The sequence below is a fragment of the Curtobacterium pusillum genome, from assembly GCF_007680845.1.
In the GTDB taxonomy this organism is placed as follows: Bacteria; Actinomycetota; Actinomycetes; order Actinomycetales; family Microbacteriaceae; genus Curtobacterium; species Curtobacterium pusillum_B.
Genome location: NZ_VEIY01000002.1, coordinates 326410 through 352264 on the forward strand (window position 1 = coordinate 326410; position 25855 = coordinate 352264).

General features: G+C 72.3%; 28 protein-coding genes. 6 read left to right on the top strand and 22 right to left on the bottom strand.

Annotation, left to right across the window (positions count from 1 at the left end; genetic code table 11):
- Positions 1-16: 16 nt before the first annotated feature.
- Together FS825_RS05925 and FS825_RS05930 are read right to left on the bottom strand one after the other, a co-directional pair.
- The gene (locus tag FS825_RS05925; RefSeq protein ID WP_144711542.1) at positions 17-514 is read right to left on the bottom strand and encodes a hypothetical protein; all 498 of its coding nucleotides are present in this window, start codon (positions 512-514) and stop codon (positions 17-19) included.
- Positions 515-654: 140 nt separating this feature from the next.
- Positions 655-1689: an aldo/keto reductase gene (locus FS825_RS05930; protein ID WP_144711543.1), complete on the bottom strand. Its 1035-nt coding sequence runs from the start codon at positions 1687-1689 to the stop codon at positions 655-657.
- Between the two features lie 122 nt (positions 1690-1811).
- Between FS825_RS05930 and FS825_RS05935 the strand changes: the two genes are divergently transcribed.
- Positions 1812-2357 (top strand): TetR/AcrR family transcriptional regulator, encoded by a 546-nt coding sequence (locus FS825_RS05935; protein ID WP_144711544.1) that lies wholly within the window; start codon positions 1812-1814, stop codon positions 2355-2357.
- Between the two features lie 3 nt (positions 2358-2360).
- Here the strand turns inward: FS825_RS05935 and FS825_RS05940 are convergent, their stop codons facing one another.
- Complete coding sequence (locus tag FS825_RS05940) at positions 2361-3269, bottom strand: LysR family transcriptional regulator ArgP (protein WP_144711545.1); 909 nt, start codon at positions 3267-3269, stop codon at positions 2361-2363.
- Positions 3270-3338: 69 nt separating this feature from the next.
- On the opposite strand from FS825_RS05940, the gene FS825_RS05945 reads away from it, so the two are divergent.
- Positions 3339-4220 (top strand): LysE/ArgO family amino acid transporter, encoded by an 882-nt coding sequence (locus FS825_RS05945; protein ID WP_144711546.1) that lies wholly within the window; start codon positions 3339-3341, stop codon positions 4218-4220.
- A gap of 130 nt (positions 4221-4350) precedes the next feature.
- Here the strand turns inward: FS825_RS05945 and FS825_RS05950 are convergent, their stop codons facing one another.
- The 5 genes from FS825_RS05950 to FS825_RS05970 all read right to left on the bottom strand — a co-directional run bounded on the left by FS825_RS05950 (position 4351) and on the right by FS825_RS05970 (position 9903).
- Positions 4351-5826 carry an APC family permease gene (locus FS825_RS05950; RefSeq protein ID WP_144711547.1) on the bottom strand — a complete coding sequence of 492 codons (1476 nt, stop codon included), beginning with the start codon at positions 5824-5826 and terminating at the stop codon, positions 4351-4353.
- A 100-nt stretch (positions 5827-5926) separates the two neighbouring features.
- Positions 5927-6808, bottom strand: a complete 882-nt coding sequence (locus tag FS825_RS05955) for a hypothetical protein (RefSeq protein ID WP_144711548.1) — start codon at positions 6806-6808, stop codon at positions 5927-5929.
- Between the two features lie 21 nt (positions 6809-6829).
- Entirely contained in the window at positions 6830-7648 is an 819-nt protein-coding gene (locus tag FS825_RS05960) for an alpha/beta fold hydrolase (protein ID WP_144711549.1), read from the bottom strand.
- 162 nt (positions 7649-7810) lie between these two features.
- Positions 7811-8323, bottom strand: a complete 513-nt coding sequence (locus FS825_RS05965) for a methylated-DNA--[protein]-cysteine S-methyltransferase (RefSeq protein ID WP_144711550.1) — start codon at positions 8321-8323, stop codon at positions 7811-7813.
- Complete coding sequence (locus tag FS825_RS05970; protein WP_144711551.1) at positions 8320-9903, bottom strand: DNA-3-methyladenine glycosylase 2 family protein; 1584 nt, start codon at positions 9901-9903, stop codon at positions 8320-8322. The genes FS825_RS05965 and FS825_RS05970 overlap by 4 nt, the downstream gene beginning before the upstream one ends.
- 135 nt (positions 9904-10038) lie before the next feature.
- Here FS825_RS05970 and FS825_RS05975 point away from each other — a divergent pair, with 135 nt between their 5' ends.
- A complete protein-coding gene (locus FS825_RS05975) occupies positions 10039-10599 on the top strand; it encodes an MOSC domain-containing protein (RefSeq protein WP_144711552.1) in 561 nt (186 codons plus the stop codon).
- A gap of 168 nt (positions 10600-10767) precedes the next feature.
- On the opposite strand, the gene FS825_RS05980 is transcribed toward FS825_RS05975, so the two are convergent.
- The 5 genes from FS825_RS05980 to folE all read right to left on the bottom strand — a co-directional run bounded on the left by FS825_RS05980 (position 10768) and on the right by folE (position 14433).
- Entirely contained in the window at positions 10768-11313 is a 546-nt protein-coding gene (locus FS825_RS05980) for a type 1 glutamine amidotransferase domain-containing protein (RefSeq protein WP_144711553.1), read from the bottom strand.
- Positions 11314-11428: 115 nt separating this feature from the next.
- Positions 11429-12082 (bottom strand): HAD-IA family hydrolase, encoded by a 654-nt coding sequence (locus FS825_RS05985; RefSeq protein ID WP_144711554.1) that lies wholly within the window; start codon positions 12080-12082, stop codon positions 11429-11431.
- Positions 12083-12128: 46 nt separating this feature from the next.
- Positions 12129-12887 (bottom strand): pyrimidine reductase family protein, encoded by a 759-nt coding sequence (locus FS825_RS05990; RefSeq protein WP_144711555.1) that lies wholly within the window; start codon positions 12885-12887, stop codon positions 12129-12131.
- Positions 12884-13813, bottom strand: coding sequence for a dihydropteroate synthase (gene folP, locus FS825_RS05995; RefSeq protein ID WP_144711556.1), 930 nt, complete (start codon positions 13811-13813; stop codon positions 12884-12886). Before folP ends, FS825_RS05990 begins: the two co-directional genes overlap by 4 nt.
- Positions 13810-14433 carry a GTP cyclohydrolase I gene (gene folE / locus FS825_RS06000; RefSeq protein ID WP_260981034.1) on the bottom strand — a complete coding sequence of 208 codons (624 nt, stop codon included), beginning with the start codon at positions 14431-14433 and terminating at the stop codon, positions 13810-13812. Before folE ends, folP begins: the two co-directional genes overlap by 4 nt.
- A gap of 146 nt (positions 14434-14579) precedes the next feature.
- On the opposite strand from folE, the gene FS825_RS06005 reads away from it, so the two are divergent.
- A complete protein-coding gene (locus FS825_RS06005; protein ID WP_144711557.1) occupies positions 14580-16052 on the top strand; it encodes an NCS2 family permease in 1473 nt (490 codons plus the stop codon).
- A gap of 31 nt (positions 16053-16083) precedes the next feature.
- Here the strand turns inward: FS825_RS06005 and FS825_RS06010 are convergent, their stop codons facing one another.
- The 3 genes from FS825_RS06010 to FS825_RS06020 are packed head-to-tail and all read right to left on the bottom strand — an operon-like array spanning position 16084 to position 17410.
- Positions 16084-16551: a hypothetical protein gene (locus tag FS825_RS06010; protein ID WP_144711558.1), complete on the bottom strand. Its 468-nt coding sequence runs from the start codon at positions 16549-16551 to the stop codon at positions 16084-16086.
- A 46-nt stretch (positions 16552-16597) separates the two neighbouring features.
- Positions 16598-16942 (bottom strand): hypothetical protein, encoded by a 345-nt coding sequence (locus FS825_RS06015; protein ID WP_144711559.1) that lies wholly within the window; start codon positions 16940-16942, stop codon positions 16598-16600.
- Between the two features lie 3 nt (positions 16943-16945).
- The gene (locus tag FS825_RS06020; RefSeq protein WP_144711560.1) at positions 16946-17410 is read right to left on the bottom strand and encodes a prevent-host-death protein; all 465 of its coding nucleotides are present in this window, start codon (positions 17408-17410) and stop codon (positions 16946-16948) included.
- Positions 17411-17497: 87 nt separating this feature from the next.
- On the opposite strand from FS825_RS06020, the gene FS825_RS06025 reads away from it, so the two are divergent.
- Complete coding sequence (locus tag FS825_RS06025) at positions 17498-18010, top strand: DUF1697 domain-containing protein (protein ID WP_144711561.1); 513 nt, start codon at positions 17498-17500, stop codon at positions 18008-18010.
- A 28-nt stretch (positions 18011-18038) separates the two neighbouring features.
- Here FS825_RS06025 and budC read toward each other — a convergent pair whose 3' ends face one another.
- From budC to FS825_RS06040, 3 genes are all read right to left on the bottom strand, one after another.
- A complete protein-coding gene (gene budC / locus FS825_RS06030; protein WP_144711562.1) occupies positions 18039-18806 on the bottom strand; it encodes a meso-2,3-butanediol dehydrogenase in 768 nt (255 codons plus the stop codon).
- Positions 18807-18967: 161 nt separating this feature from the next.
- Positions 18968-21478: a glycoside hydrolase family 65 protein gene (locus tag FS825_RS06035; protein WP_144711563.1), complete on the bottom strand. Its 2511-nt coding sequence runs from the start codon at positions 21476-21478 to the stop codon at positions 18968-18970.
- Positions 21475-22245 (bottom strand): HAD family hydrolase, encoded by a 771-nt coding sequence (locus FS825_RS06040; RefSeq protein ID WP_144711564.1) that lies wholly within the window; start codon positions 22243-22245, stop codon positions 21475-21477. Before FS825_RS06040 ends, FS825_RS06035 begins: the two co-directional genes overlap by 4 nt.
- A 172-nt stretch (positions 22246-22417) precedes the next feature.
- On the opposite strand from FS825_RS06040, the gene FS825_RS06045 reads away from it, so the two are divergent.
- A complete protein-coding gene (locus tag FS825_RS06045) occupies positions 22418-23773 on the top strand; it encodes an APC family permease (RefSeq protein WP_144711565.1) in 1356 nt (451 codons plus the stop codon).
- Between the two features lie 118 nt (positions 23774-23891).
- Here the strand turns inward: FS825_RS06045 and FS825_RS06050 are convergent, their stop codons facing one another.
- The 3 genes from FS825_RS06050 to hxlA all read right to left on the bottom strand — a co-directional run bounded on the left by FS825_RS06050 (position 23892) and on the right by hxlA (position 25850).
- The gene (locus FS825_RS06050; RefSeq protein ID WP_186377094.1) at positions 23892-24632 is read right to left on the bottom strand and encodes an alpha/beta hydrolase; all 741 of its coding nucleotides are present in this window, start codon (positions 24630-24632) and stop codon (positions 23892-23894) included.
- The gene (locus FS825_RS06055) at positions 24629-25150 is read right to left on the bottom strand and encodes a GNAT family N-acetyltransferase (protein WP_144711566.1); all 522 of its coding nucleotides are present in this window, start codon (positions 25148-25150) and stop codon (positions 24629-24631) included. Before FS825_RS06055 ends, FS825_RS06050 begins: the two co-directional genes overlap by 4 nt.
- A gap of 61 nt (positions 25151-25211) precedes the next feature.
- Positions 25212-25850: a 3-hexulose-6-phosphate synthase gene (gene hxlA, locus FS825_RS06060; RefSeq protein ID WP_144711567.1), complete on the bottom strand. Its 639-nt coding sequence runs from the start codon at positions 25848-25850 to the stop codon at positions 25212-25214.
- Positions 25851-25855: the final 5 nt, after the last annotated feature.

The window sequence follows — 25855 nt, forward strand, 5'->3', positions numbered from 1 at the left end:
CCGGTGCCGTCGCCGATCAGCGGTCCGAGGCCTCGATGACGCAGCTCTCGACCTGCTTGGCGGCCTTCGAGTCCGCGCTGAACGCACTCGGCGCGGCCGACGCCGAGGTGGACTCGTCGGCGATCGAGTCCTTCGCGGGCTGGTTCACCGCGTAGAGCGGGCCGTCGAAGTCGTCCGAGGTGGGGTCCTTCGTCGTCGCCCAGATCGTCACGTCGTCGTCGTTGGCGTCGTTGCTGTCCGCGGGGACGATCGTCGCGCCGAGGTACCAGCCGCCGTCGCCCTTCTGGATGTTCGCGAACTCGGTGGTGTCGTGGCTGCCGACGGCCTTGTCGATCGCGTCGACCGTGGCGCTCGAGGCGATGTCGCACTGCGCCGACTGGGACTTCTCCTCGGACCCGGGTACCTTGCCGACGGGGTCGATGTTCTGCGCCCCGCCCGGGTCGCAGGCGGTGAGCAGGAAGGCGATGGTGGCGGCGCCGAGCAGCGCCGTGGTGGTCTTCGCTCGTGTGGACATGGCCGGGACGGTAGGCGGGTGCCGGTGGGGGTCGACCCAGGACGTCCAGGAGGCGCGGGGCGCCCCCGTCGCGCCGGCTCAGGTGGCCGCGCGGTCCGGCTGGCGGCGGGGCCGGCCGCAGCCCCGGCCGGCCCTCGTCCTCACTCGGCGGAGCGCTCCGCCGTGGGGCGTCGGCGGAGTCCTGCGTCGAGGACGGCCGGCGGGTTGTACTGCTGGTCGAGGCGTCCGACGTCCGTGCCCGGCGGGACGATCGCGTCGATGCGGTCGAGCACCTCGTCCGAGAGCGCCACGTCCGCGCCGGCGAGCAGGTCGTCGAGCTGCTCCATCGACCGCGGGCCGATGAGGGCGCTGGTGACGCCGGGGTGCGCGATCGCGAAGGCCATCGCGAGGTGGGTCATCGGGATCCCGGTGTCCTCGGACAGGGCGACGACCTGCTCCACGGCGTCGATCCGCCGCTCGTCCTGGTTGTGCCGGAACATCGTGGCGCGGGCGAGGTCGGTCTCCTGCCCCTTCCGGAAGCGCCCGGTCAGCATGCCGCCGGCGAGCGGGCTCCAGACGAGGGCGCCCATGCCGTACCGCTGGACGACCGGCAGGACCTCGCGCTCGATGCCGCGGTTCAGGATGGAGTACGTCGGCTGCTCGGTGCGGAAGCGCTCGAGTCCCCGACGTTCGGAGGTCCACTGCGCCTCCACCTGCATGGACGCCGGGAAGTCCGAGCTGCCGATCGCCCGGACCTTGCCGCTGCGGACGAGGTCGGTCAGCGCGGAGAGGGTCTCCTCGAGGTCGACGGTGTCGTCCGGACGGTGCGCCTGGTACAGGTCGATGTGGTCCGTCCCCAGCCGGCGGAGCGAGCCCTCGACCGCCTGCATAATCCACCGTCGGGAGTTGCCCCGCTGGTTCGGGTCGTCCCCCATCGGGCCGTTGAACTTCGTCGCGATCACGACGTCGTCCCGGCGGCCGGCGATCGCCTTGCCGACGAGTTCCTCCGACCCGCCCTGCGAGTAGCGGTCGGCGGTGTCGATGAAGTTGATGCCGGCGTCGAGCGCGCGGTGGACGATGCGGATCGAGTCCTGCTCGTCGCCGTTGCCGATGCGGCCGTCGGTGCCGAGCATCATGGCGCCGAGCGCGAAGGGGCTGACCTGGATGCCGGTCCGGCCGAGGGTGCGGTACTGCATGGCGTTCCTCCTGTCGATGGCGTTCCCGTGGTCGGTGCCGTATCGTGGCACGAAGCGGAACGCCCTTCCGGAACTATACGGAACAGCTTTCCGTTTACGCAAGACCCGAACGAGGAGGATCCGTGCGCGCCGACGCCCGACGCAACGCCGATGCACTCACCGACGCAGCGAAGGCCGTCTTCGCGACCGACGGCGTCGACGCCCCGGCGAAGGTCATCGCGGACCGGGCCGGGGTCGGGGTCGGCACGCTCTACCGGCACTTCCCGCAGCGCTCCGACCTCGTCGTCGCGGTGTTCCAGCGGGCCGTCGACGCCACTGCCGCGGCTGCCGACGAGCTCGCCGGCACCGAGGCCCCGGACGAGGCCCTCGCCCGCTGGCTGCAGCGATTCACCGAGTTCGTCGCGACGAAGCGCGGGCTCGCGGCCGCGCTGCACTCCGGCGACCCGGCGTTCGAGGCGCTCCCCGCGTACTTCACCGAACGACTCGGCGGTGCGCTCGCGGGGTTGCTCGACGCTGCGGCAGCGGCGGGGACGATCCGTCCCGACGTGGACGCGCCCCAGCTCCTGCACGCGGTCGCGAACCTGTGCCACGGGGCACCGTCCGCCGAGCAGAGCCAGGTCCTGGTCGGACTCCTGGTCGACGGGATGCGGTACCGGGCAGCCGCCTGAGCGTCAGACCGCCGGGTGGAGCCGTTCGCCCGCGACCGTCCGGACCGCCTCGGTCACGCGCTCGAGCAGCGGCGACGCCAGGTTCCAGCGCTGCCACCAGAGTGCGACGTCCGCACGGCGCCCCGGCGTGAGTTCGACGAGCTCGCCGCGGTCGAGGGCGTCGAGGCACTGCGCTTCGGGGAGCATCCCCCACCCGAAGCCGAGCGAGACCGCCCGCGCGAAGTCCGCCGACGTCGGGACGAAGTGCCGCGGGCCCGCCGGAGCGTGTCCGAGCACCCGGCGCAGGTAGCCCTGCTGCAGGTCGTCGTCGCGGTCGTAGTCCACCAGCGGCACCCGGTCGAGCATCCCGAGCATCCGACGTTCGGTGTCGACGCCGGCCAGGTAGCGCCGGACGAACGCCGGCGAGGCCACCGCGCGGTACCGGTCGACGCCGAGCGGGACGGACGAGCAGCCCTGCACCGGGTCGGCCTCGGCGGTGACCGCCGCCATGACGGTGCCGGCACGGAGGAGCTCGGCGGTGCGGTCCTGGTCCTCGCGGTGGAGGTCGAACACCACCTCGGTGTCCGCCCGGACCAGTGCCAACGCGTCGAGGAACCAGGTGCTCAGCGAGTCGGCGTTCACCGCGAGGGGGATGGACGGCACCACCGAGTCACCGCCGCCGAGCGCTCGTGCCGTCTCCTCGTCGAGCAGCTGCGCCTGGCGGGCGTGCCGGAGGACGACCTCGCCGTCGGGCGTCGGCCGGACCGGGGTCGTCCGTCGGAGCAGGACCCGCCCGACCTGCTGCTCCATCGACTTGATCCGCTGCGACACGGCGGACGGGGTGACCGACAGCGCTCGGGCTGCGGCGTCGAACGTGCCGTGGTCGACCGCGGCGAGGAGGGTCTCGAGGTGTTCACGCTGCAGACCGGGCATGCAGCTGAGCTTACGGCGCAACAGGAACGTGAGCTGTACTGCATGTCGCGCCGCCCGTACGGTCGACCCGTGACCGTTCTGCTCCCCCTGCTCGCCGGCCTCGGCACCGGCCTCGCGCTGATCGTCGCCATCGGCGTCCAGAACACCTACCTGCTCCGGCTCGCCGTGAGTGCCGGGCTGCGGGTCGTCGCAGCGGCGGTCGTGGTGTGCGCGGTGTCGGACGCGGTCCTCATCCTCGCCGGGGTACTCGGCGTCGGGGTCGTGGTCGAGCGGTTCCCGGTGGCGCTCCTCGTGATCCGGTTCGTCGGTGCCGCGTTCCTCATCACGTACGGCGTGCTGGCGGCGCGGCGGGCACTCCGGCCGACGGGCGACACGATGCGGGTCGAGTCCGAGTCCGAGTCCGAGGTCGGCTCCGAGGTCGAGTCCGGCGCCGCCGACGACGGCGTCCCCGTGCCCGTGCCGGGTGCGACGACCGGGCGCGCCTCCGCGTCCGCGCCCACCTCCGCGTCCGCGCCCGCGCCCGCGCCTGCCTCCGTGACCACCGGCGGGACGGGCGGGACGGACGCGACCACCGCCCTGGACGCCACCACGTCGTCCGTCCCGGCGGCGGGGCGGGGTCGCACCGCGCCTCCCGGCAGTGCACCGGAGCCACGCACAGTCACGATGCGCGCCGCGGTCCTGACCATGCTCGTCTTCACGTGGGCGAACCCGCACGTGTACCTCGACACGCTGGTGTTCCTCGGGTCCGTCGCGAACCAGCAGGGCGTCGACGACCGCTGGTGGTGGACCGCCGGGGCCGTCGCCGCGAGCTGCATCTGGTTCGGGGCGCTGGGCTTCGGCGGGCGGCTGCTCCGGCCGTTGTTCGCGAAGCCGGGCACCTGGCGGGTGTTCGACGGCGTCGTCGCCGTGGTGATGCTGGGGTTCGGCGTGGCGCTCGTGCTCGGGGTGTGACGGGGCGGCGGTCGGTCGCGCGCAGGACACCACGGAACGGACACAGCACCGCGCAGATGCACGGTGCTGTGTCCGGAACCTGGTTCCGGCGGGGGCGGGGGCGGGGGCGGGGCCGGCGCCGCGCCGCGCGCTACCGCAGCGCCTGGCCGACGCGGCTGTGCCGGCGGCTGTAGCCGAAGTACACGATGAAGCCGATCACGAGCCAGATGACGAACCGGAGCCAGGTCTCCACCTCGAGGTTCAGCATCAGCCAGAAGCACAGCACCGCCGAGACGATCGGCAGCACGGGCGAGAACGGCACCCGGAAGGCCCGCGGCGCGTCCGGACGAGTGCGACGCAGCACCACGATCCCGATCGACACCAGCACGAAGGCCGACAGCGTGCCGATGTTGATCATGCCCTCGAGCTTGTCGACCGCGGTGAACCCGGCGAGGAAGGCCACCACGACGCCGGCACCGACCTGCACGCGCACGGGCGTCTGCGTCTTCGCGTTCGTCTTCGAGAACCAACGCGGCAGGAGCCCGTCGCGGCTCATCGAGAAGACGATGCGCGACAGCCCGAGGAGCAGCACCATGACCACCGTCGTCAGGCCGATCAGGGAGCCGATCGCGATGATCCCGGCCGCCCAGGGCAGCCCGACGATGTCGAAGGCCGACGCGAGGGACGGCGCGTCCTCCTGCGCGAGGCGCTGGTACGAGACCATGCCGGTGATGACGACGCTCACGCCGACGTAGAGCAGCGTCACGATGCCCAGGCCGATGAAGATGCCGCGGGGCAGGGTCTTCTGCGGGTTCTCGGTCTCCTCGGCGCTGGTCGCGACGACGTCGAAGCCGATGAACGCGAAGAAGACCAGCGACGCAGCGGCGAGCAGGCCGAAGACGCCGTACTGCGCGGGCTCCGAGCCGGTGAACCAAGACACGAGGGACTGGGTCCAGACGCTGCCCTCCGAGCCGCGGGCGGGCTGGGCCGGCGGGATGAACGGGCTGAAGTTCGCGGCCTTGACGAAGAACGCACCGGCGACGATGACGAACACGACGATCGCGACCTTGATGATCGTGATGACGGCGGAGACGCGGGACGACAGGCGGGTGCCGAACGCGAGCAGCACCGTGAAGATGCCGACGATGAGCACGGGCCCCCAGGTGAAGCCGATCGGGCCGATCGCGATCTCGGACGGCAGCTGCACGCCGAACACGTCGAACGCGGTGCTGAGGTAGATCCCCCAGTACTTCGCGATGACCGCGCTCGCGGTGAGCGTCTCGAGGATGAGGTCCCACCCGACGATCCAGGCCAGCAACTCGCCCATCGTCGCGTAGGTGAACGTGTACGCGGAGCCGGCGACCGGGATCGTCGACGCGAACTCGGCGTAGCACATGATCGCCAGCCCGCAGGTGACGGCGGCGAGCAGGAACGAGACGATGACGCCGGGCCCGGCGAAGTTCGCCGCGGCGTTCGCGCCGACCGAGAAGATGCCCGCGCCGACCGCGACCGCGATCCCCATCGCCGCGATGTCGAAGGTCCCCAGCGACCGCTTGAGCGACCGCCCCTTCTCTTCCGAGTCGGCCAGCGAGGCCTCGATGGACTTGATGCGGAGCTTCGGTGCCATGGGGTGGTTCCCGTCATCGGCTGGCGGCGGACCACGAGAGGTTACTGGTGTACCAGCCCGGCACGCAAACAGCGTGGATGGACGGGAGGCGCGGCTCGCCTCAGGCGGTCCGGCGCCAGTCCGCCAGGAACCGCGCTCCGGCCTCGTCGTGGATCACGCCGTCGGGTGCGGTGAGCACCGGGTACGGCGTGACCGGGACGCCGTCCGAGGGACGGACGTCCACGTGCGCCACGTCGTGCCCCTGCGCGTGCAGCCAGTCCGCCATCGCGTAGTCGCTCCGGGAGTCGCCCATCGTGCGCCAGGCCAGCGGCAGCTCGCCGTCCTGGGCGAGGAGCTCGAGGGAGCGCTCGGCCCCCATGTCCTTGCCGCTGCGGGCCGACTCGACGTCCGTGGAGATGATCGTCGGGTCGATCCGCCACTGCACCGCGCCGGCGGCGTCGGGACGGACGTCGTCGAGCCGGCGGACGCCGAGCCCGCGGCGTTCGAGGGCGGCCATCGCCTTCCGGTCGAACTCCGGCTGACGGGCGAGGTAGGTCGCGTTCGGCACCTCGACGCGCTGCTCGATCGACACCATCGCGCGCTTCGTCTCGTCGAAGAAGACCAGGTCGGCGTACTCGTCGCGCACCAGCTCGCGCATCTCGTCGGCGTAGTCGCGGGGCAGCGCGAGGTCCTCGGCGACGGTCAGCTCGCCCATGCCGCCCTCGTACTGCGGGCCGATCGAGCACCACACGGCGCCCTTCTCGCACACGGCGTGCACGCGGCCGCCCGCCGCGAGGCCTCCGGCGAGCAGCGGGCCGACGACCTCGGACCGGATGAAGGCGTCGCTCCGGCCCGTGTTGAACACCACCGGGATGCCCTCCGCGGCGAGCGCCACGAGGTCCTCGACGATCCTCGGGATCGCGATCGTGCGGGAGACCGGGCTCGCGATGGGGCCGTCGACGTCGAGCAGGAGACCGAGGCGGGGTGCGTTCACGACGACCATCCTCTCGCAGTCGCTCGGTGGTCAGCGCCGCGCCGCGGTCCGGGTGGCGAGCCGGGCGAGGAGGCGGCCGATCGCCTCCGGGTCGGGGACGTGGCCCTGGCCGGGCACCTCCAGGTACTCCGAGCCCGGGACCGCCTCGACGAGCGCCCGAGCCGCGCGGCGCATCCACTCGAGTCCGTCGCCGCCGGCAGCGACGAGGACGGGGACGCCGACGGCCGCTGCGACCCGCTCCGGTATCGCGAGGCCGTTGAGCACGCGCACGTCACGGCTCAGCACGTGCGCATCCACCACGAGGGACCGCCACAGCCCGCCCTTCAGCCGGAGCGCCGTGATCTGCCCCATCGGGACGCCGAGCACGTGCGCGAGGAAGGCCCGCACGGCATGGGCGCGTCGACCACCCGCGACGTGTTCGTCGAGCACGTCGGCGAACACGACGTCGTCGACGTGGGGGTCGACGCTCGCGCGGTACGGCGGCTCCCAGAGCACCGCGGCGTCGAGCGGCACCCCACCGGCGAGGCCGTGGAGCACCACCCCGGCGCCGACGCACACGCCGAGCGCCGTCACGGGACCCTCGATGCTCGCGACGACCGCGGCGAGGTCCTCGACTTCGCGCCCGATCGTCCACGGCTCGGTGTCACCGCTCGCACCGCGGCCGCGTCGGTCGTACGTGACGACCCGGTGGCGGTCGCGCAGCCCGGCGGTGAGCCCGGTCAGGAACGGTGAGCCGTGGTGGTCGAAGGCTCCGCCGACGACGACGAGCGTCGGGCCGGTCCCCGCGTCGGAGACGGCGATGGCCGTTCCGTCGGCGGAGACGACCGTGCGGTCGACGTGCTGGTGCATGGAGTCCTCGTGGGAGTGGCGCGACCGGCGACGGTGGCTGCGTCAGGTCCTTCGGGACGGGCCGGACAGGGTCGGTGCTCTCGAGCATGACAGCACCGGGCCGGGCCGTCGACACCCGCAACCAGGGGGAGAACACCGGGTCGCGGCGACTCGTCAGCCAGATCAGACGAGGGCTGTCGTCCCGACCGACTCCCGCTCCAGGAGCGCCCGCTTGATGTCGAGCCCCCAGGCGAACCCGCCGAGCGTCCCGTCCGTCCGGAGCACCCGGTGGCACGGCACGAACAGCGCCGGAGCGTTCCGCGCACAGACGCTCGCGGCCGCCCGGATGGCGTCCGGTCGGCCCATCGCGACGGCGAACTCGGTGTACGTGAGGACCGCACCTGCGGGGATGCGACGCAGCTGCCGCCACCCCTCGTTGAAGAGCTCGGTGCCGAACTGCCGCACCGGCACCTGCATGGCGTGCTCGACGTCGCCGGCGTAGAAGGCGTCGACGGCATCGGCCGAGGCCACGGTGCCGTCCGTGACGCGCTCGGGCCGGTGCTTCGCGGCGAGGCGCGCGAGGATGCGTTCGGCGGAGTCCGTCCACCCGGACGCGAGGACGCGGCCCTGCGCGTCCTCGAGCACGGTGAAGGGTCCGTCGGGGGTGTCCAGCGTCTGGATCGTTGCGTCGGTCATCGTTCGTCCTTCCGCGCGGCCGGAGCCGCCGTCCGAGCGGCCTGGGCCGCGGGTTCCATGTGCGCCGCTCCGGCCGTCGCGATCGCGCGGTCGATGATCGGTCGCCAGCAGTGCATAGTCAGGTAGCTCCGCCACGGGGCCACCTGCTCCGACCATAGGGAGAGCTCGCGCGCCGTACCGGGCAACCCGAGTTCCTGTGCACCGTTCCGCACGGCGAGGTCGCTGTGGAGGAACACGTCCGGGTGGTGGCGGACCCGGAGTGCGACGTAGTCGGCCGTCCAGGGCCCGATGCCCTTCACCGCGAGGAGTCCGGCGCGGAGGTCCTCGAGCGACTGCCCGCCGTCCACGACGAGCGACCCGTCCGCGAGCGCCGCAGCCGCGCGGACGATGGTGTCCACCCGGGCGGCGGGCCCGCGGAGGACGTCCCGTCCGTGCTCGGCGATGACCGCGGCGGAGGGGAACAACCGGCCCTCGGGCATGATCGCGGCGTCCACGGGCGTCCCGAGCGCCGCGACGAGCCGGGTCTGCGCGGTGCGGGCCGCCGCGACGGACACCTGCTGGCCGATGAGGGTCCGGAACAGGGTCTCGTGCGGGTCCACCGCCCCCGGCAACCGGATCCCGGGGACCCGGGCGACCGCGTCGGCGAGCGCCGGGACCGCACCGAGTACCGCGTCCACGGCGACCGGGTCGGCGTCGAGGTCGAAGAACGACCGCACCCGCGCCACGAGCGTCGGCAGGTCGGACAGGTCCGTGACCCGCACGAGCAGGTCGATCCCGGTCCCCCGGCCGGCCGCGTCGGGGCCGGCGGCCGACGCGCTGAAGCGAGCCGCGCCTCCAGGAAGGTCGAGCAACCGCCCGTAGGACGTGACCCGACCCGTGTCGTCCGTGCCCACGTGCTCCATGCCCGGCAGGGCGTGCATCGCGTGCCAGTCGAGGAGGCCCTGCACGTCGAAGGGCGCTCGCGCCGGCAGGTGCACGTGCAGGGCGCCGTCGGCGACGGGCCGGAGGACGCGGCGTGCGCGCAGCTCGGTCGGGGTGACCGCGAAGACCTCGCGGACGGTGTCGTTGAACTGTCGGACGCTCGCGAAGCCGGCGGCGAACGCGACGTCCGCGATCGGCAGGTCCGACGACGTCAGCAGGGTCCGCGCCGTCTGCGCCCGGTGCGCCCGGCTGAGCGCCTTCGGGCCGGCGCCGAGCTCGGCGGTCATGATCCGGTTGAGTTGCCGTTCGGAGTAGCCGACCCGGGCAGCGAGCCCGGGGACGCCGTCGCGCTCGACGACGCCGTCGAGGACGAGGCGCATGGCGCGTCCGGCGACGTCCTCGCGCAGGTCCCACTCGGGGCTGCCCGGGGTCGCCTCCGGCAGGCAGCGCTTGCAGGCGCGGAAGCCGGCCAGGTGCGCGGCGGCGCTGGTGCGGTAGAAGGTGACCCCGGACTCGCGCGGCGTCCTGGCGGGGCACGACGGGCGGCAGTAGATGCCGGTGGAGTGCACGGCGGTGACGAACTGGCCGTCGAACCGGGAGTCGCGCGAGGCGACGACGCGGTAGCGCTCGGCGTGCAGCGCGTCCGGTGCGGTGGGCATGACCCCAGCCTGACACGCGTCACCGACAACGACTGGCGGGAATCAGACAGGGCAGCCCGGCGCGTTCCGACGCGCGCGCGGCCCGCGGGCGGACGGGTGGGCGGGACGGACTGGAGGCGCGGCTAGCGTGGGTGCATGACGAGCGTGGACGGCGTGGCCGGGTCCGGCGACCTGCCGCACCGGACGGACGTCGAGATCGCGATGTTGCTCGTGTCGCCCCGGCACCGGTACGAGGGGCGCCCGGCGGACGGGGCGCTGCCCGCGGACGGACCGGAGCTCCGCGACCGGGTCGAACTGCGCGCCGGACTCGGCATCGTGGGCGACCGCTACTTCGCCGCCCGCGCGCACGTGCACGCGTCCGTGACGGTCATCGGGCTCGAAGCGCTCGACGCCGTGGCCGCCGAGCTCGGCGCAGGGGTGGACCCGGCGGCGACCCGGCGCAACGTGTTCCTCCGGGGCGCCGACGTCGAGGCGCTGCGGGGCGAACCGTTCTCGTTGGACTCGGGGGACGGCCCCGTGCTGTTCCGGGGGTACCGCCCGGCGAACCCGTGCGCGTGGATGGACCACGAGGTCGCTCCCGGGGCGTTCCGGGCGATGCGCGGGCGGGGCGGGGTGCGGTGCGACCCGGAGTCCGACGGCGTGCTCACCCTCGGCGCCGCGGTGCTCCGCACGGCCCGGCCCGTCGCGCTCGGCTGACGCGCGAGGCCCGCGGCGCGGCCCGGCGGTGGGGCGCTCGGCCGGCCCCCGGGAACCAGGTTCCGGGCACAGCACCGTGCATCTCCGCGGTGCTGTGTCCGGAACCTGGTTCCGCCGGGGCGAGGGGCGGCGGCGAGCGGGCGGGGGCGAGCGCGGCCCGGCGGCGCGCTACGCCGTCAGCGCCGACTCGATCGCGTCGACGAACGCGGGGAGGTCGCCCGGGTTCCGGGAGGTGATCACGCCGCCGTCGACCTGGACCTCGCGGTCGACCCACTCGGCGCCGGCGTTCCGCACGTCGGTCTGCAGCGATGGGAAGGACGTGATCGTCTTCCCGGTCAGCACGCCGGCCTCGATGAGGGTCCACGGGCCGTGGCAGATCGCGGCGACGGGCTTGCCGGCGTCCGCGAAGGCCGTCACGAGCGCGACGGCGTCGGCGTCCTGCCGGAGGGTGTCCGCGTTGATGGTTCCACCGGGGACGACGAGCGCGTCGTAGCCGTCAGCACCAGTGACACTGCCGATGGTGGTGTCGACGTCGACGGACTTCCCCGGGTCCTTGTCGCCGACGAGGGTCTGGATCGGGTCGGACTCCTGCGCCGCCACGGTCACGGTCGCACCGCGCTCCCGGAGCTGCTCGGTGGGGACGACGATCTCGTCCTGCTCCACGCCGTAGTTCGTCGCGATGACGAGGACGTTCTTGCCGTCGAGGGTTGCCATGGTCGCTCCTTCCGCGGCCCGGTGGTTCCGGCCGCGAGCTCCACCGTCGTCGGAGAGCCCTGGGGACGCTCGCAGTCGGGAGCCCTCCCGGAGAAGACGAGCAGTCGGCGACCGCTCAGCCGCGGATGCGGAACGCCGACCCCTCGCGGACGACCTCGACGCCGTCGAACGACGTGACCCGCTGCAGGCGGGCCGTGACCGGGTGGTCGAGGTCCCCGACGACGAGCGTGGTGGCTCCTGACGCGATGGCCGCTTCGAGCCCGGCGGGGGCGTCCTCGAACGCGACGCAGTCCTCGACGGGGACGCCGAGGAGCGAGGCGCCCTGCAGGTACCCGTCCGGGTGCGGCTTGCCCCGGGCGGCGTCCTCGGAGGGCACGAACGCCGTCGGCAGGGACACCCCGGCGGCGGCCATCCGCCCGACCGCGAGGTCACGCGGCGCGCTCGTGACGAGCGCCACCGGGACCCCCTGGTCGAGGAGCCGGTCGACGAACGCCGCCGCTCCGGGGATCTCGACGATGCCCTCGGAGCTCGCGCTCTCCTCGGCCACGAGCCCCGCTGCGATCGCCCGCTGTTCGTCGAGCGAGAGGTCGGGCAGGAAGCGCTGCACGGTGTCGATCGCCTGGCGTCCGTGCGAGAACGCGAGGATCTCGGACGGGTCGACGCCGTGGGTCGCACCGAACCGGGTCCAGGTGGCCTCGACCACCGCGGTCGAGTCGACGAGCGTCCCGTCCATGTCGAAGAGGACCCCGGACGCCACGATGTCGATCACGGGGCGACCCTAGCCCAAGAGGCCGGACGGCCGGGCAGCGGGGTCGTCAGCGGGCCCGGACCCAGCGGGTCAGCAGGACGTCGCCCTCGCCGCGGAGCACGTGCGCGGGCCGCATCCGTCGCGTCTGCGCCGAGCCGCGGACGATCCGGCGTCCGGCACCGCCCTCGAGCGACGGGTCGACCGTCAGGGTCAGCTCGTCCACGAGGTCCGCCGCCGCCAGCGCCCCGAAGAACGACGGGCCGCCCTCGCAGTGGATCGTCCCGAGACCGCGGGCCACCAGCTCGTCCCGGAGGAGCGCGACGTCGAGGGTGTCCGGGTCCGCCTCGTTGCTGCACGGCACGACGTCGGCGACCCGGGACAGTGCCTCGACGGCCGACGATCCGGACGAGGCGGCGGCCGCCGACGTCAGCAAGACGGGCCGCACCGGCGCTTCCGTGAACACCCGCGACGCCGGGTCGAGGGAGAGCGAGCCGGAGACGATCGCGAAGACCGGGTGGTCGGGCAGGCCGTGGGCCCGACGCCAGGCCACGTCGTCGTCGTGCAGCACCATCGGGCCGTACCCCTCGTCGCGCACGGTGCCGGCGGCGACGAGCACCACGTCGGCGACCCGGCGGAGCAGGTCGAACACCCGGAGGTCGTCCGGGCCGCCGAGGGACCCGGACAGCCCGTCGTCACCGCCGGTGGCCGATCCGTCGAGCGTCGTCACGAAGTTGACGCGCAACCAGGGCGACGAGGCGTCCGCCGTGTACAGCGCGAGCAGCTCGTCGTCGGAGAGGTCCGCGACCGAGGGCGGCAGGACGTTCACGTGTTGTGCCTCGCTTCCACGGGGTCGCGCCACCCGAGGGTCGCCTCGACCATCCGCATGGCGTCGACGCTCTCGGGGACGTCGTGCATCCGGACGATCCGGGCACCGAGCATCGCGCTGACGGTCGCGACCGCCAGCGACCCCGCCAGACGCTCACCGCGAGGGCGTCCGAGCGACTCCCCCACGAAGTCCTTGTTCGACACCGCGGCGAGCACCGGGTACCCGAGCGCCACGACCTCGGGCAGCCGACGCGTGAGCTCGAGGGTGTGCACGGTGTTCTTGTTGAGGTCGTGGCCCGGGTCCACCACGATCCGCGACGCCGGGATCCCGGCCGCGAGCGCCCGGTCCACCCGGTCCCGCAGGAACGACACGACCGACGCCGTCACGTCGTCGTAGCGCGGCGGCTCGGGGAGCTCCTGCCGGGACGGGGCGGTCGAGTGCGTGATGACGACGGTGGCGTCGGAGTCCGCCACGACGGCGGCCATCCGCGGATCGGACAGGCCGGTGGTGTCGTTGACGACGCTCGCGCCGGCGGCGATCGCTGCCGCGGCGACCTCGGGGCGGAAGGTGTCGACGGAGATGACGACGTCGGACTCCGCCGCGAGCTGCGACACGACGGGCACGACGCGCTCGATCTCCTCGGCGGCCGGGAGCTCCGGCCCCGGCGCGAACTTCACGCCGCCGATGTCGACCCAGTCGGCGCCCTGTTCGGCGGCGCGGACGGCCGCCGCGACGGCGCGGTCGAGCGCGAAGGTCGCGCCGCGGTCGTGGAACGAGTCCGGCGTGCGGTTCACGATCGCCATCACGGCGACCCGGTGGTCGAAGTCGAACGTGCGGCGGCCGATGGTGCGGACCGGTTCTCGCAGGTCCGGTACCACCCAGCCTGGGGCGTCCGGGAGGCGCGGCACCGGCCCGTCGGTCGTCACGCGTCGGTCCCGTGGTCGGTCTCGGCGGACGGGGCCACTCCCGCCCCGGCTCCGATCAGGGCGATCGCTTCGGCGCGTCCGGCCGCGTCGGCCAGGCTGCCGGTCGCGGCGACGGTCACCGTCGTCGACCCGGTCTGCCGCTCACCTCGGGTCGTCACGCACTGGTGCTGCGCGTCGAGCACGACGAGGACGCCGGCCGCGCCGAGCCCCTCCGCGATGGTCGCCGCGACCTGCTCGCCGAGCCGCTCCTGCAGCTGCGGGCGGGAGGCCACGGCGTCCAGCACGCGGGACAGGGTCCCGAGCCCGATGAGGCGCTCCCCGGGGGCGTACGCGAGGTGCGCGACCCCGAGGAACGGGAGCAGGTGGTGTTCGCACACCGAACGGAACTTGACGTCCCGCACGATGACGAGCTGCCCGCGGTCGCCGGGTTCGGCGTGCACCGTGCCCTCCCGGGCGATCGCCACCGCGTCCGTCCCGATCCCGGAGAAGAACTCCGCGTACGAGTCCGCGACGCGACCCGGTGTCCGGACGAGTTCGGCCCGGTCCGGGTCCTCGCCGATGGCGAGGAGGAGCTCGCGCACCGCGGCCTCGATGCGACCGCGGTCCAGACGTTCGTTCACGCGTTCATCCAACACCAGCCCTGGCCGGAGAACGCGAGCGCGCACGCAGGGCGACGTCCCCCGATCCGGCCGAGCCGCGCCTCCCGTCCTCCGCCTGTGGAGTTCCTGTGAGACGCGCGGTTCCCAGCGTCCTTTACCCTTGGTCGGTGAGCGCCACGCAGACCGACACCACGCCCCGGAACCGCTTCGCGACCGGCCTCGACCGCTACTTCTCCATCACGCACCGCGGATCCACGATCCCGCGCGAGATCCGCGGCGGACTCGTGTCCTTCGTGACCATGGCGTACATCGTCATCCTCAACCCGCTCATCCTCGGTGGGTTCAGCCAGGACCAGGCACCGCAGGACGTCCTCGGTGGCTGGCTGCAGAACGCGCAGGTCGCCGCGGCCACCGGGCTCGTCGCCGGCCTGATGACCATCGCGATGGGGCTCATCGCGAACCTGCCGTTCGGCATCGCCGCGGGGCTCGGGATCAACTCGTTCCTCGCCGTGAGCGTCGTGCACCAGGTCACGTGGGCCGAAGCGATGGGCCTCGTCGTCATCAACGGTGTGGTGATCGTGATCCTCGCGCTCACCGGCATCCGGACGATGATCTTCACCGCCGTGCCCGCGCAGCTCAAGGCCGCGATCACCGTCGGCATCGGCCTGTTCATCGCGTTCATCGGCCTGGTCGACTCCGGGTTCGTCCGCACGACGAAGAACGCGTCGCCGCCGCTGCAGCTCGGCGAGGACGGGTCCGTCTCGGCGCTCCCGACGATCGTGTTCCTCATCGGCCTGGTCATCATCGGCACCCTCATGGCCCGCAAGGTCCGCGGTGCGCTGCTCATCGGCATCGTCGCCACCACGGTCATCGCGATCATCCTGCAGGCGATCTTCAAGGTGCCGACCTCGGTCGACTCCCCCACGGGCTGGAACCTCAACGCACCCGGCCTCCCGAGCGCGTTCTTCGCCGTGCCGGACCTGTCGCTCGTCGGGCACGCCGACGTCTTCGGCGCGTTCACCCGGATCGGCCCCATCGCCGCGTCGATGCTCGTCTTCACGCTCGTCTTCACGAACTTCTTCGACGCCATGGGCACGATGACCGGCCTCGCCAAGGCCGCCGGTGTCGCGAACCCGGACGGCACCTTCCCCCGCCTGAAGTCCGCGCTCGTGGTCGAGGGCGCCGGTGCGATCGCCGGGGGTGGCGCCTCGGTGTCGTCGAACACCGTGTTCATCGACTCGGCCGCCGGCATCGGTGAGGGAGCCCGGACCGGCATGGCCTCGGTGGTCACGGGTCTGCTGTTCCTGGCGTCGATGTTCCTCACGCCGCTGACCCAGGTCGTCCCGCTCGAGGTCGCCGCCGCCGGGCTCGTCGTCGTCGGCGCGCTCATGGTGGCGCAGGTCAAGGACATCGACTGGACCGACTTCGGTGCAGCCCTGCCCGCGTTCCTGACGATCGTGATCATGCCGCTGACGTACTCGATCGCGAACGGCATCGGTGCCGGGTTCATCAGCTGGGTGCTCATCAAGCTGCTGTCCGGCCGAGGCCGTCAGGTGTCGTGGCTGCTCTACGTCGTCGCCGCCGGCTTCCTGCTGTACTTCGCGCGCGGCCCGCTGGAGGCGCTGCTCGGCGTCGGCTGAGCGCCGCGCGGGGCGGACCGATCGGGCGGGGTCAGCTCGGGAGGTCCGCCGGCGTCGCCTCGTGGTGCGCGCGGCCGGCGGTGCGCCGGTCCTCCTTCATGCCCGCCTCGAACAGGTGCCGTCGGCCCTGCACGAGTTCCTCGCGCGCCGTCCGCTCGAGGTCCTTCGCGAGGGCGTAGTAGCCGTCGTCGTAGTCCTCGACGACCTGGAACGTCCACCGCCCGGCGATGACGTTCCGCCCGACCAGCTCGGTGTCGATCCGCTCCGCCAGGTCGGTGTGCCCGGCCTTCCGGAGCTGCTCGACGGCCTCGCCGAGGTTCAGGTCCGCGGTCCCGGTGAGGCGGTGGAACCCGTACAGCAGGCCGCGGGCGTGCTCGATCACCTCGACGGCGGCCGACAGCGTGCCGAGCGCCTCGACCGTCGCCTCGGACACGCCCTCGGGCACCTGGTGCTGGTCGTCGGGGCCCTGGGTGTCATCGTGGGGTGCGTCGTTCGTCATGGTCCCCGTCTACCGGATCGCGGCTGCTGCTGCTCCGAGGAGTCGGTCACTTCGTCGCGTTCGGGTGGTGCGTGTGCACCGCGATCAGGGTCACCACCCGGCGCTGCTCGTCGACCGTGAACCAGAGTCGAGCACCGCGCTTCAACTCGTACTGCCTCCGCACCCAATCCCGGCCGGAGTGGGTCACGACCCCGAGCTCGCCACGCAGGGCGTGACACTGGAGGTCCTCGGCGACCGGGTCGTGCGCGAGACGTTCCCAAGCGCTGACGACCGCGTTGCGCTGGGTCGCGACCAGATCACGCCACCCTTGCTCCGCCCCACGCGTCCCGAACACGATCGTGTACTCGGTCGTGCGCACGGGACGGACGACGTCGGCGCGCCTCGTGCCCACCGATCACGGCTTCTCGACGACGGGCGGATCGTCCAGGAGGTCCGGCTCCGCCGTGGCCCAACCCGCCGCGATCGCCTCGGCGGAGTTCCGCCACGCCTGCATCTCGAGCAGGAGGCGTCTCGGCTGCCGCAACGAGAACGATCCGCGGGCGACCTCGACGATCTCCTTCGCGAAGCGCTGCTGATCAGCGCGGCTCAGCATGGTGATCCACGGGTACGGGATGGCCAGTCGATCGTGCAACGGCAGTTGCTCGTTGACGGTGGCGGCCGCGAGGAGCTGGGCTGCGATGTCGAGCACCGCCTCGTCGTCGTCCGAGCGCTCCTTGGTCGTGAGGACGAGCGGTTTGCCGTCGCGCCGGGTGACCTCCAGCGGCTCGCGCTCAGCCGCTGCGAAGACGTCCTTCGCATGCCGCGAAAGATCGGACGACTGCACCGCGCGTCGGGTGCGGACGGGAGCAACGAGAGTCATGCGACTAAAGTATTCAGAACACGTTCTGAACGCAAGGGTCGGACGGGAGGCACGTCCCGCGTCGGGCGTGCGCGGTACGGTTCGGGCATGGCCAGGTGGGTCGCGCTGCTGCGCGGGGTGAACGTCAACGGGATCACGATCAAGAGCGCCGACCTCGCGGCGCTCTTCCGCGAACGGGGCTACGACGACGTCCGGACCGTCCTCGCCTCGGGCAACGTCGTGTTCACCGCGGACGGCACCGGCACGCTGAAGGCCGACGTCGAGCGGGCGCTCCGCGATCGCTTCGGCTACGACGCCTGGATCGTGCTCGTCCCCCACGACGACCTCGCGGCCATCGTGGACGGCTTCCCGTTCCCCTCCGCCGAGGACCGCCACGACTACGTCCTGTTCGGCTCGGATGATGCCGCCCTCGACGACCTTCTCGCGGACCTCGAGCTCGACGAGTCGGTCGAACGGGTCGCCCGCGGGTCCGGGGTCGTGTACTGGTCGTGTCCGAAGGGGTCGAGCACGGACACGGTGTTCGCGAAGCGCGCCGGCGCCGCACGCTTCAAGCGCACGACGACGACCCGCAACGCGAACACGCTCCGGAAGCTCCTCTGACGCGGGGCGGAGGATCCGACGAGGTGCGTCAGGCCTGCGGCGGCTGACCGTTGCTCGCGGTCGTCCCCCCGTCCACCGGCAGGATCGCACCGGTGATGAACGACGCCGCGTCACTCGCCAGGAAGAGCACCGCAGCCGCGACCTCCTCCGAGCGCCCACCGCGACCGAGGGCGACCCGCTCGGCGAACTTCGCCTGCAGCTCCTCGTCCGCCGCCTGCTCCTGCGTGAGGTCGGTCCAGATGAGACCGGGAGCGACCGCGTTCACCCGGACGCCGGAGTGCCCGTTGTCGAGCGCGGCCGCCTTCGTGAAGTTCGTCACGCCGCCCTTCGCCGCGTTGTACGGACTCATCCGCCAGTCGGCGTCCTCGCCGGACACCGACGACGTGTTCACGATCGACCCCTTGGTCTCGCGGAGGAACGGGAGCGCCGCCCGGGTGCCGTAGAACACGCCGGACAGGTCGGTCTCGATCACGCGACGCCACTCGTCCGGGCTGATCTCGGTGATGTCGCCGGAGCTGAACGTCCCCGCGTTGTTGACGAGCACGTCCAATCGGTCGAAGCGGTCGATCGCCGCGGACACGACGGTCTCCCAGTCCTCCGGGCTCGCGACGTCGGCGTGCAGGGCCACGACCCGCTCGGTCGGGAGGGAGTCCCCCACCGCCCGGACCTTCTCGTCGACGCTGTCGGTCAGGACGACCGACGCGCCCTCGTCGACGAACGCCCTCGCGGTGGCCTCGCCGATGCCGGAGCCGGCCCCCGTCACGATCGCGACCTTGCCCTCGAACCGCTTGCCCATGGTGTCTCCTCTCGTTGCACGACCGTGCCCGGGGAGACTCCATCGGCCCGCAGGGGCACGGCGCACCACGGTGCCCGAACCCGGCTGGGTGCGTTCGCAAGGTGCGCGTCGGACGCGACCCGCGCCTCCAGGCCGAACCGGAGACCGGGCCGCGCCCTGACTCAGGCGGTCGTGTCGTCGAACTCCAGGTCGCGGTCGAGCGAGATCGTCGGGATCGACGCCGTGATGACCGAGCCGTCCGCGCGCAACGTGCCCTGGATGTCGCTCGTCGTCGGCGCGCCACCGGTCATCCGCGGGCCGTGGTGCGGCAGCGGGACGACCGTGGGCTCACCGGCGGTGACGTCCCATTGCTGGTTGTGCACCCACGCGGTGAAGCCCTCGCCGGTCTCGACGGTGAAGGTCATCGTCGCCTGCTCGAGGTCGATCCGCACGCGCGAACCCCGCACCGTCAGGCGGTAGGTGATCCGTTCCCAGTCCTTCGGCAGCCGCGGGTTGAAGCTCATCCGGCCGCCGTGGTCCCGCATCCCGCCGAAGCCGTTGACGAGCCCACCCCAGATGCCGCCGGTCGAGGCGATGTGCACGCCGTCCGACGTGTTGCCGTGCAGGTCGGCCAGGTCGACGTAGAGCGCCGTCTGGAAGTACTGCAGCGCGAGGTCGTGGTAGCCGACCTCGGCCGCCATGATCGACTGCACGACGGCGGACAGGGTCGAGTCGCCCGTGGTGAGCGCGTCGTAGTAGTCGAAGTCGCGACGCTTCTCGGCGGCGGTGAACTCGTGGCCCTGCAGGAACAGCGCGAGCACGACGTCGGCCTGCTTGAGCACCTGGAACCGGTAGATCACCAGCGGGTGGTAGTGCAGCAGCAGCGGCCGCTTCGACTCCGGGGTGTTCTCGAGGTCCCAGAGTTCCTTGTCGAGGAACTGGGCGTCCTGCGGGTGGATGCCGCGGTGCGGGTCGAACGGGATCTCCATCGACTCGGCGGCGTGCTCCCAATCGGTGATCTCCTGCGCCTGCAGCCCGGTCCGCCGCACCATGCGGTCGTACTCCTCCGGGTCGTCGACGGCGAGCTCGCGGCAGGCGTTCACGGCGAACCAGAGGTTCGCCCGCGCCATCACGTTCGTGTAGAGGTTGTCGTCGACGACGGTGGTGTACTCGTCCGGACCGGTGACGCCGTCGATGTGGAACTTCTTGTCGCCGTTCGAGCGCCAGAAGCCGAGGTCCTCCCACAGGCGGGCGGTCTCGACGAGGATGTCGATCGCCCCGCGCTTGAGGAACTCGCGGTCGTCGGAGGCCCGCACGTACTGCATGAGGGCATGGGCGATGTCCGCGTCGATGTGGTACTGCGCGGTGCCGGCGGCGTAGTACGCGCTGGACTCCTCGCCGTTGATCGTCCGCCACGGGAACAGCGCACCGCGCTGGTTCAGCTCGCGCGCCCGGGAGCGGGCGGCGTCGAGCATGTTGTAGCGGAAGCGCAGGGCGTTCCGGGCGACGATCGGCGCCGTGTAGGACAGGAACGGCAGGACGTAGATCTCCATGTCCCAGAAGTAGTGCCCGCCGTAGCCGGAGCCGGTGACCCCCTTCGCCGCGATGCCGTGCCCGTCGGTGCGTGCGGTGGCCTGGGCGAGCATGAAGAGGTTCCAGCGGACCGCCTGCTGCAGGGCGGGCTGGCCGGCGATCTCGACGTCGCTGCGCGCCCAGAAGTCGTCCATCCACTCGGCCTGACGGGCGAACACGGCGTCCACCGACTCGGCCCGGGACCGGTCGAGCGTGCGGTCGCACCGGTCGGCGAGCTCGCGCGCCGGCACGCCGCGGGACGTGTGGTAGACCATCGTCTTCGTCAGGCGGATCGGCTTGCCGACCCGTGCCTGCACCCGGTAGACGTGCTTGGCGAGGTCGTCCTCGATCGAGGAGGACTCGTCCCAGCTGTTCTCGGTCTCGAGGTGGTGCTCGACCCCGACGCAGATCGTCATGCCGGAGCTCGACGCCTGGTAGCCGAGCAGGGAGCGGCCCCCGGTGCTGCGCTTGAGCTTCGGTTCGAGCACGCGGTCCGTGAAGGCCTCGGCCTTGCGTGGGTCGAACGCACTCGCCGCCGCTCGCATCCCGGCGTGGTACTCGTCCTGCACGTCCTGGCGGTTGAGGATCTGGCTGGACAGCAGGATCGAGGCGTCCGCGTCGAGCACGGTCACCTCGTAGTCGATGACCGCGAGGTGCCGGTCCGTGAAGGACACGAGTCGCCGGGCACGGATGAGCACCCGCTTGCCGGAGGGCGTCGACCACTCGGTCTCGCGGAACAGGTACCCGCCACGGAAGTCCAGCCGCCGGGTGTGGCGGAGGATGTCGGCCTCCGCCAGGACGAGCGGCTCGTCGTCGACGTACAGCCGGATCACCTTGGCGTCGGGCGCGTTGATGATCGTCTGCCCGGTCTTCGCGAACCCGAAGGCGTCTTCCGCGTGACGGATCGGCCAGGTCTCGTGGAAGCCGTTGATGTACGTGCCGTACTGCACGCCGCCGCGGCCTTCGTCCAGGTTGCCGCGCAACCCGAGGTAGCCGTTGCCGACGGCGAAGTTCGTCTCCGCGACGCCCTGTTCGTCGGGCGCGTACTCGGTCTCGACGAGTGCCCACTCGTCGATCGGGTAGCGGACGCGGTCGAGTGGGTCCGAGGTGATGGGGTTCATGCTGCTCCGTGGGGAGGGCGGTCGGGGAGCTGGTCGACGAGTTCGTCGAGGTCACGGACGACGACGTCCGCGCCGTGCGACAGCAGCCCGTCGGCGCCCGCCCCGCGGTCCACGCCGACGACGAGTCCGAAGGCGCCGTTCCGGCCGGCTTCGACCCCGCTCGTGGCGTCCTCGACCACGACGCACTCGGCCGCGGTCAGCCCGAACCGGCCCGCCGCGTCGAGGTAGGTGTCGGGCGCGGGCTTGCCGGCGAGGCCGTCCTCCCGCGCGACGAGACCGTCGACGATGACCGGGAAGCGCTCGAGGATGCCGGCCGTGCGCAGCACCTGCACCGCGTTGGCGGAGCTCGACACGACCGCCACCGACAACCCGGCGTCGATCGCCGCGGTCAGGAACCGGAGCGACCCGGGGTAGGGCTCGACGCCGTGCTCGGTCAGCTCGGCGGTGAACTCGGCGTTCTTCCGGTTGCCGAGCCCGCACACGGTGTCGGCGTCGGGGTCGTCGTCGGGCGTGCCCTGCGGCAGGTCGATCCCGCGCGACTCCAGCAGCGACCGCACCCCGTCGTACCGCGGCTTGCCGTCGATGGAGGCGAAGTAGTCCTGCTGCGTGTACGGGGCGACGCCGTGCGCGGCGAGGTACGGCGTGAACAGCCGGCTCCACGCGCGCATGTGGACGTCCGCGGTCGGCGTGAGGACACCGTCGAGGTCGAACAGGAGCGCTCGCTGGTCTGCGAGTCGCGCGGGGGTGCGCCGGTCCGGCGTCGTCATGTGCGGCCTTCCTGGGACGGGGTGGTCGGCGTTTCCTTCCGCACGAGTCTAGGACCGCTCCAGAACCGACACCCAGGCGCGCCGCCGCCCGTGGGAAGAGTTCACACAGTCGTTCGACTGAGAGGTCGCGAAGGCCCGTCCCGACACGCTGGCGGGGACGGAAGGCACCACCATGACCAGCGACACCGCGGCTCCGGTCCGCGCCGACGGCGAGGGCTCGAAGCTCAAGCAGGCGATCACCGGCCCGCTCCTCTACCTGTTCATCCTCGGCGACGTCCTCGGCGCCGGCATCTACGCCCTGATGGGCACCCTGTCGAAGGACGTCGGCGGCGCGCTCTGGGCACCGCTCGTCCTCGCGCTGCTCCTCGCCCTCCTCACCGCCGGGTCCTACGCCGAACTCGTCACGAAGTACCCGAAGGCCGGCGGGGCCGCGGTGTTCGCCGAGCGCGCCTACGGGGTCCCGATGGTGTCCTTCCTGGTCGGGTTCTGCATGCTCGCCGCCGGCGTGACGAGCGCCGCCGGCCTCTCGCTCGCGTTCGCGGGCGACTACCTCGGCACCTTCGTGGACCTGCCGCCCGTCCCGACCGCGATCGTCTTCCTCGCGCTCGTCGCCTGCCTCAACGCCCGTGGCATCTCCGACTCGCTGAAGAGCAACGTCGTGATGACGGTCATCGAGGTCTCCGGACTCGTCATCGTGATCGTCGTCGTCGCAGTGATGCTCGGTGGCGGTGGCGGCGACGTCTCCCGCATCGGCGCGTTCCCCACCGACGCGAACCCCGCCCTGGCGACCCTCAGCGCCGCGATCGTCGCGTACTACTCGTTCGTCGGATTCGAGACGAGCGCGAACGTCGCCGAGGAGGTCCGAGAGCCCCGCAAGGTCTACCCCAAGGCGCTCTTCGGCGCGCTCGCCACCGCCGGCGTCGTCTACGTGCTCGTCGGGCTCGCGAGCTCGATCGCCCTGCCCGCCTCCGAGCTGGGTGACTCCAGCGGTCCGCTGCTCGCCGTGGTCTCGGCGTCCGGCGTCCCGATCCCGGACTGGGTGTTCAGCCTCATCGCCCTCGTCGCGGTCGCGAACGGCGCGCTCCTCACGATGATCATGTCGAGCCGTGTCACGTACGGCATGGCCGAGCAGCGACTCCTGCCGAGCGTCCTGTCGAAGGTGCTGCCGAAGCGGAAGACCCCGTGGACCGCGATCGTCGCGACGACCGTGGTCGCCATGCTGCTGACCCTCGTCGGGGACGTCGGCACGCTCGCCGAGACCGTCGTGCTCCTGCTCCTGTTCGTCTTCATCAGCACGAACGTCGCCGTCCTGGTGCTCCGGCGGGACCACGTCGAGCACGACCACTTCCGGGTCTGGACCTTCGTGCCTGTGCTCGGCGTCGCGTCCTGCATCCTGCTGCTCACGCAGCAGAGCGGGCAGGTCTGGCTGTACGCAGCGCTCCTGCTCGTGGTCGGGGTGGTCCTGTACCTCGTCGCGCGGGCGACCCGTGGCCGTGGTGGCGACCGCGGGACGACGCAGGCTGACTGATTGGGGCGGGTCGCGCCTCCAGGCGGTCGACACTGGACTGGAGGCGCGGATCACCGCCGCCGGACCGCGCGCGGTGACCGCACGGCCGGTTCCGACCCCGTCGGTGTCGGGACCGCTGTCAGCGCAGCCCCGAACCGGGCGGCAGGGCGCGGACCCAGCGCTCGACCGCCTCCGCGATCTGGGATCGCGCTTCGGCGCGGGTGATCGTGGCCGTCCGGTCGCCCGGCTGGTCGCCGTACGCGCCGAAGTCGGCGTGGTTCGCACCCTCGATCTCGGTCATCGTCGCCGTCGTGGGGAGCAGGTGCCGTGCCGCCGCCACCTTCGCCGGGGTCGAGAGCCCGTCACGTGAGCCCGAGACGCTGAGGACCTGGATGTAGGAGCGGCTGATGTCGTTCGCGCAGTAGCTGCCGAGCAGGAGCAGGCCGTCGGCGTCCTTCGCCAGCTGGCACGCCCGGACGCCGCCGAGCGAGTGGCCGCCGACGGCCCAGGTCGTGACGTCGGGTGCCTGCGCCTCGAACGTCGACAGCGGCCGGGTGTCGAAGAACGCGAGGTGCACCGTCGGCTTCGTGATGACCACCGTCGTGCCGGATGCGACCACCTGCCGGAACGTCGCCATGTACGCGTACGGGTCGACCTTCGCCCCGGGGATGAAGACGATCCCCTTGCCGTCGGCGGTGCCCGTCGGGGTCATCACGACGGAGTCCCCGGCGTCCCGGACGGACACACGGTCGTCCCGCCAGACCTGCAGCGCCGCACTCCTGGTGCCCTGCATGACGATGTTCGCCCAGACGAGGAACACCACGGCGATGAGCACCACGACGGCGACGACCCACGCGGTCCAGCGGAGTGCTCGGTTCACGGGGTCCCTGCTTCCTGCTGGTGGCCGCGCTCCGCGGTGAGGGCACGGCGCATGACGACCTCGTGCCGTCCATCGGGCAGCGCGTCTCCCGGTTCGTCGGCGGCGACGAACCCGTTGCGCTCGTAGGTCCGACGGGCGGCGTCGTTGTCGGGCATCACCGACAGGTCGAGGCTCTGCGCACCGTATTCTCGGGCCCACTGTGCGACCGCACCGATGAGGTCGGTCGCGACACCGCGGCCGCGGTGAGCGGGATCGACCCACATCGAGATGAGTTCGACCGTGCCTGGTTCGTCGCCGGGGACCCCGCTCGCCATCCCGACCGCGGCCGGTCCCTCGTACGCCAGGAGGTCGAGCGCCCCGGGGATCGAGAGCCGGGCGCGCCAGCGGTGCTCCGGCGCGTCCGCCCAGTCGTCGAGCGTGGACCCGAACGCGGCCGGTGCCTCCGCCAGCGCGGCCAGCCGGACCGACCGCCAGCGCTCCCAGTCGTCCGCCGTCACCCGGCGCAGCGCGATCGTCACGCCGCCGACGCTACCGCCCGGTGCCGGTGTCGGCCCGGCGGCGGCCCGGGCGGCGCGGCGCTCAGACGGCCGCGGACTCCGTGATCGCGGCACGCAGTTCGGCCGCCGCCGCGCCCACGTCGGGCGCGCTGTAGATCGCGCTGCCCGCGACGGCGACGAGCGCCCCGGAGGCCTGCACCGCAGCGATCGAGGACGCGTTCACGCCGCCGGCGATGGAGAACGGCACACCGGAGGCCTCGCCCGCCTCGAGCAGCGTCGAGAACGTGAAGCCCTCCTCCGCCTGCTCGTCGAGGCCGGCGTGCACCTCGACGAACTGCGCGCCGAGGGCGACGACCTCGCGGGCACGTGCGGCCTTGTCGGCGACCCCGATGAGGTCGACGACGATGCCCTTGCCGTGCTTCTCCGCCGCGGCCACCGCACCGACGATGGTGGAGTCGCCGGCCACACCGAGGACGGTCACCAGGTCGGCGCCGGCGGCGAACGCGATGTCCGCCTCGAGCTCGCCGGCGTCCATCGTCTTGAGGTCGGCGAACACGGTCTTGTCCGGGTGTGCCTGCTTGATCGCGGTGACGGCGGACAGGCCGGCGCTCTTGATGAGGGGCGTGCCGAGCTCGAGGACGTCGACGTGCGGGGCGGCCGCGGCGGCGAGTTCGAGGGCGGCCTCGGTGGTCAGGGTGTCCATGGCGAACTGGAGCTGCATGGTGG

What these genes read in the sequence shown, in the direction of transcription:
- FS825_RS05930 (WP_144711543.1), bottom strand. Translation starts at nt 1,689, where the DNA reads ATGCAGTACCGCACCCTCGGCCGGACCGGCATCCAGGTCAGCCCCTTC.
- FS825_RS06045 (WP_144711565.1), top strand. Translation starts at nt 22,418, where the DNA reads ATGACCAGCGACACCGCGGCTCCGGTCCGCGCCGACGGCGAGGGCTCG.
- FS825_RS05965 (WP_144711550.1), bottom strand. Translation starts at nt 8,323, where the DNA reads ATGACCGACGCAACGATCCAGACGCTGGACACCCCCGACGGACCCTTC.
- hxlA (WP_144711567.1), bottom strand. Translation starts at nt 25,850, where the DNA reads ATGCAGCTCCAGTTCGCCATGGACACCCTGACCACCGAGGCCGCCCTC.
- FS825_RS05955 (WP_144711548.1), bottom strand. Translation starts at nt 6,808, where the DNA reads ATGGTCGTCGTGAACGCACCCCGCCTCGGTCTCCTGCTCGACGTCGAC.
- FS825_RS05950 (WP_144711547.1), bottom strand. Translation starts at nt 5,826, where the DNA reads ATGGCACCGAAGCTCCGCATCAAGTCCATCGAGGCCTCGCTGGCCGAC.
- FS825_RS06025 (WP_144711561.1), top strand. Translation starts at nt 17,498, where the DNA reads ATGGCCAGGTGGGTCGCGCTGCTGCGCGGGGTGAACGTCAACGGGATC.
- FS825_RS05980 (WP_144711553.1), bottom strand. Translation starts at nt 11,313, where the DNA reads ATGGCAACCCTCGACGGCAAGAACGTCCTCGTCATCGCGACGAACTAC.
- FS825_RS05940 (WP_144711545.1), bottom strand. Translation starts at nt 3,269, where the DNA reads ATGCCCGGTCTGCAGCGTGAACACCTCGAGACCCTCCTCGCCGCGGTC.
- FS825_RS06035 (WP_144711563.1), bottom strand. Translation starts at nt 21,478, where the DNA reads ATGAACCCCATCACCTCGGACCCACTCGACCGCGTCCGCTACCCGATC.
- budC (WP_144711562.1), bottom strand. Translation starts at nt 18,806, where the DNA reads ATGGGCAAGCGGTTCGAGGGCAAGGTCGCGATCGTGACGGGGGCCGGC.
- FS825_RS05970 (WP_144711551.1), bottom strand. Translation starts at nt 9,903, where the DNA reads ATGCCCACCGCACCGGACGCGCTGCACGCCGAGCGCTACCGCGTCGTC.
- FS825_RS06020 (WP_144711560.1), bottom strand. Translation starts at nt 17,410, where the DNA reads ATGACTCTCGTTGCTCCCGTCCGCACCCGACGCGCGGTGCAGTCGTCC.
- FS825_RS05960 (WP_144711549.1), bottom strand. Translation starts at nt 7,648, where the DNA reads ATGCACCAGCACGTCGACCGCACGGTCGTCTCCGCCGACGGAACGGCC.
- FS825_RS05925 (WP_144711542.1), bottom strand. Translation starts at nt 514, where the DNA reads ATGTCCACACGAGCGAAGACCACCACGGCGCTGCTCGGCGCCGCCACC.
- FS825_RS05975 (WP_144711552.1), top strand. Translation starts at nt 10,039, where the DNA reads ATGACGAGCGTGGACGGCGTGGCCGGGTCCGGCGACCTGCCGCACCGG.
- FS825_RS06010 (WP_144711558.1), bottom strand. Translation starts at nt 16,551, where the DNA reads ATGACGAACGACGCACCCCACGATGACACCCAGGGCCCCGACGACCAG.
- FS825_RS06040 (WP_144711564.1), bottom strand. Translation starts at nt 22,245, where the DNA reads ATGACGACGCCGGACCGGCGCACCCCCGCGCGACTCGCAGACCAGCGA.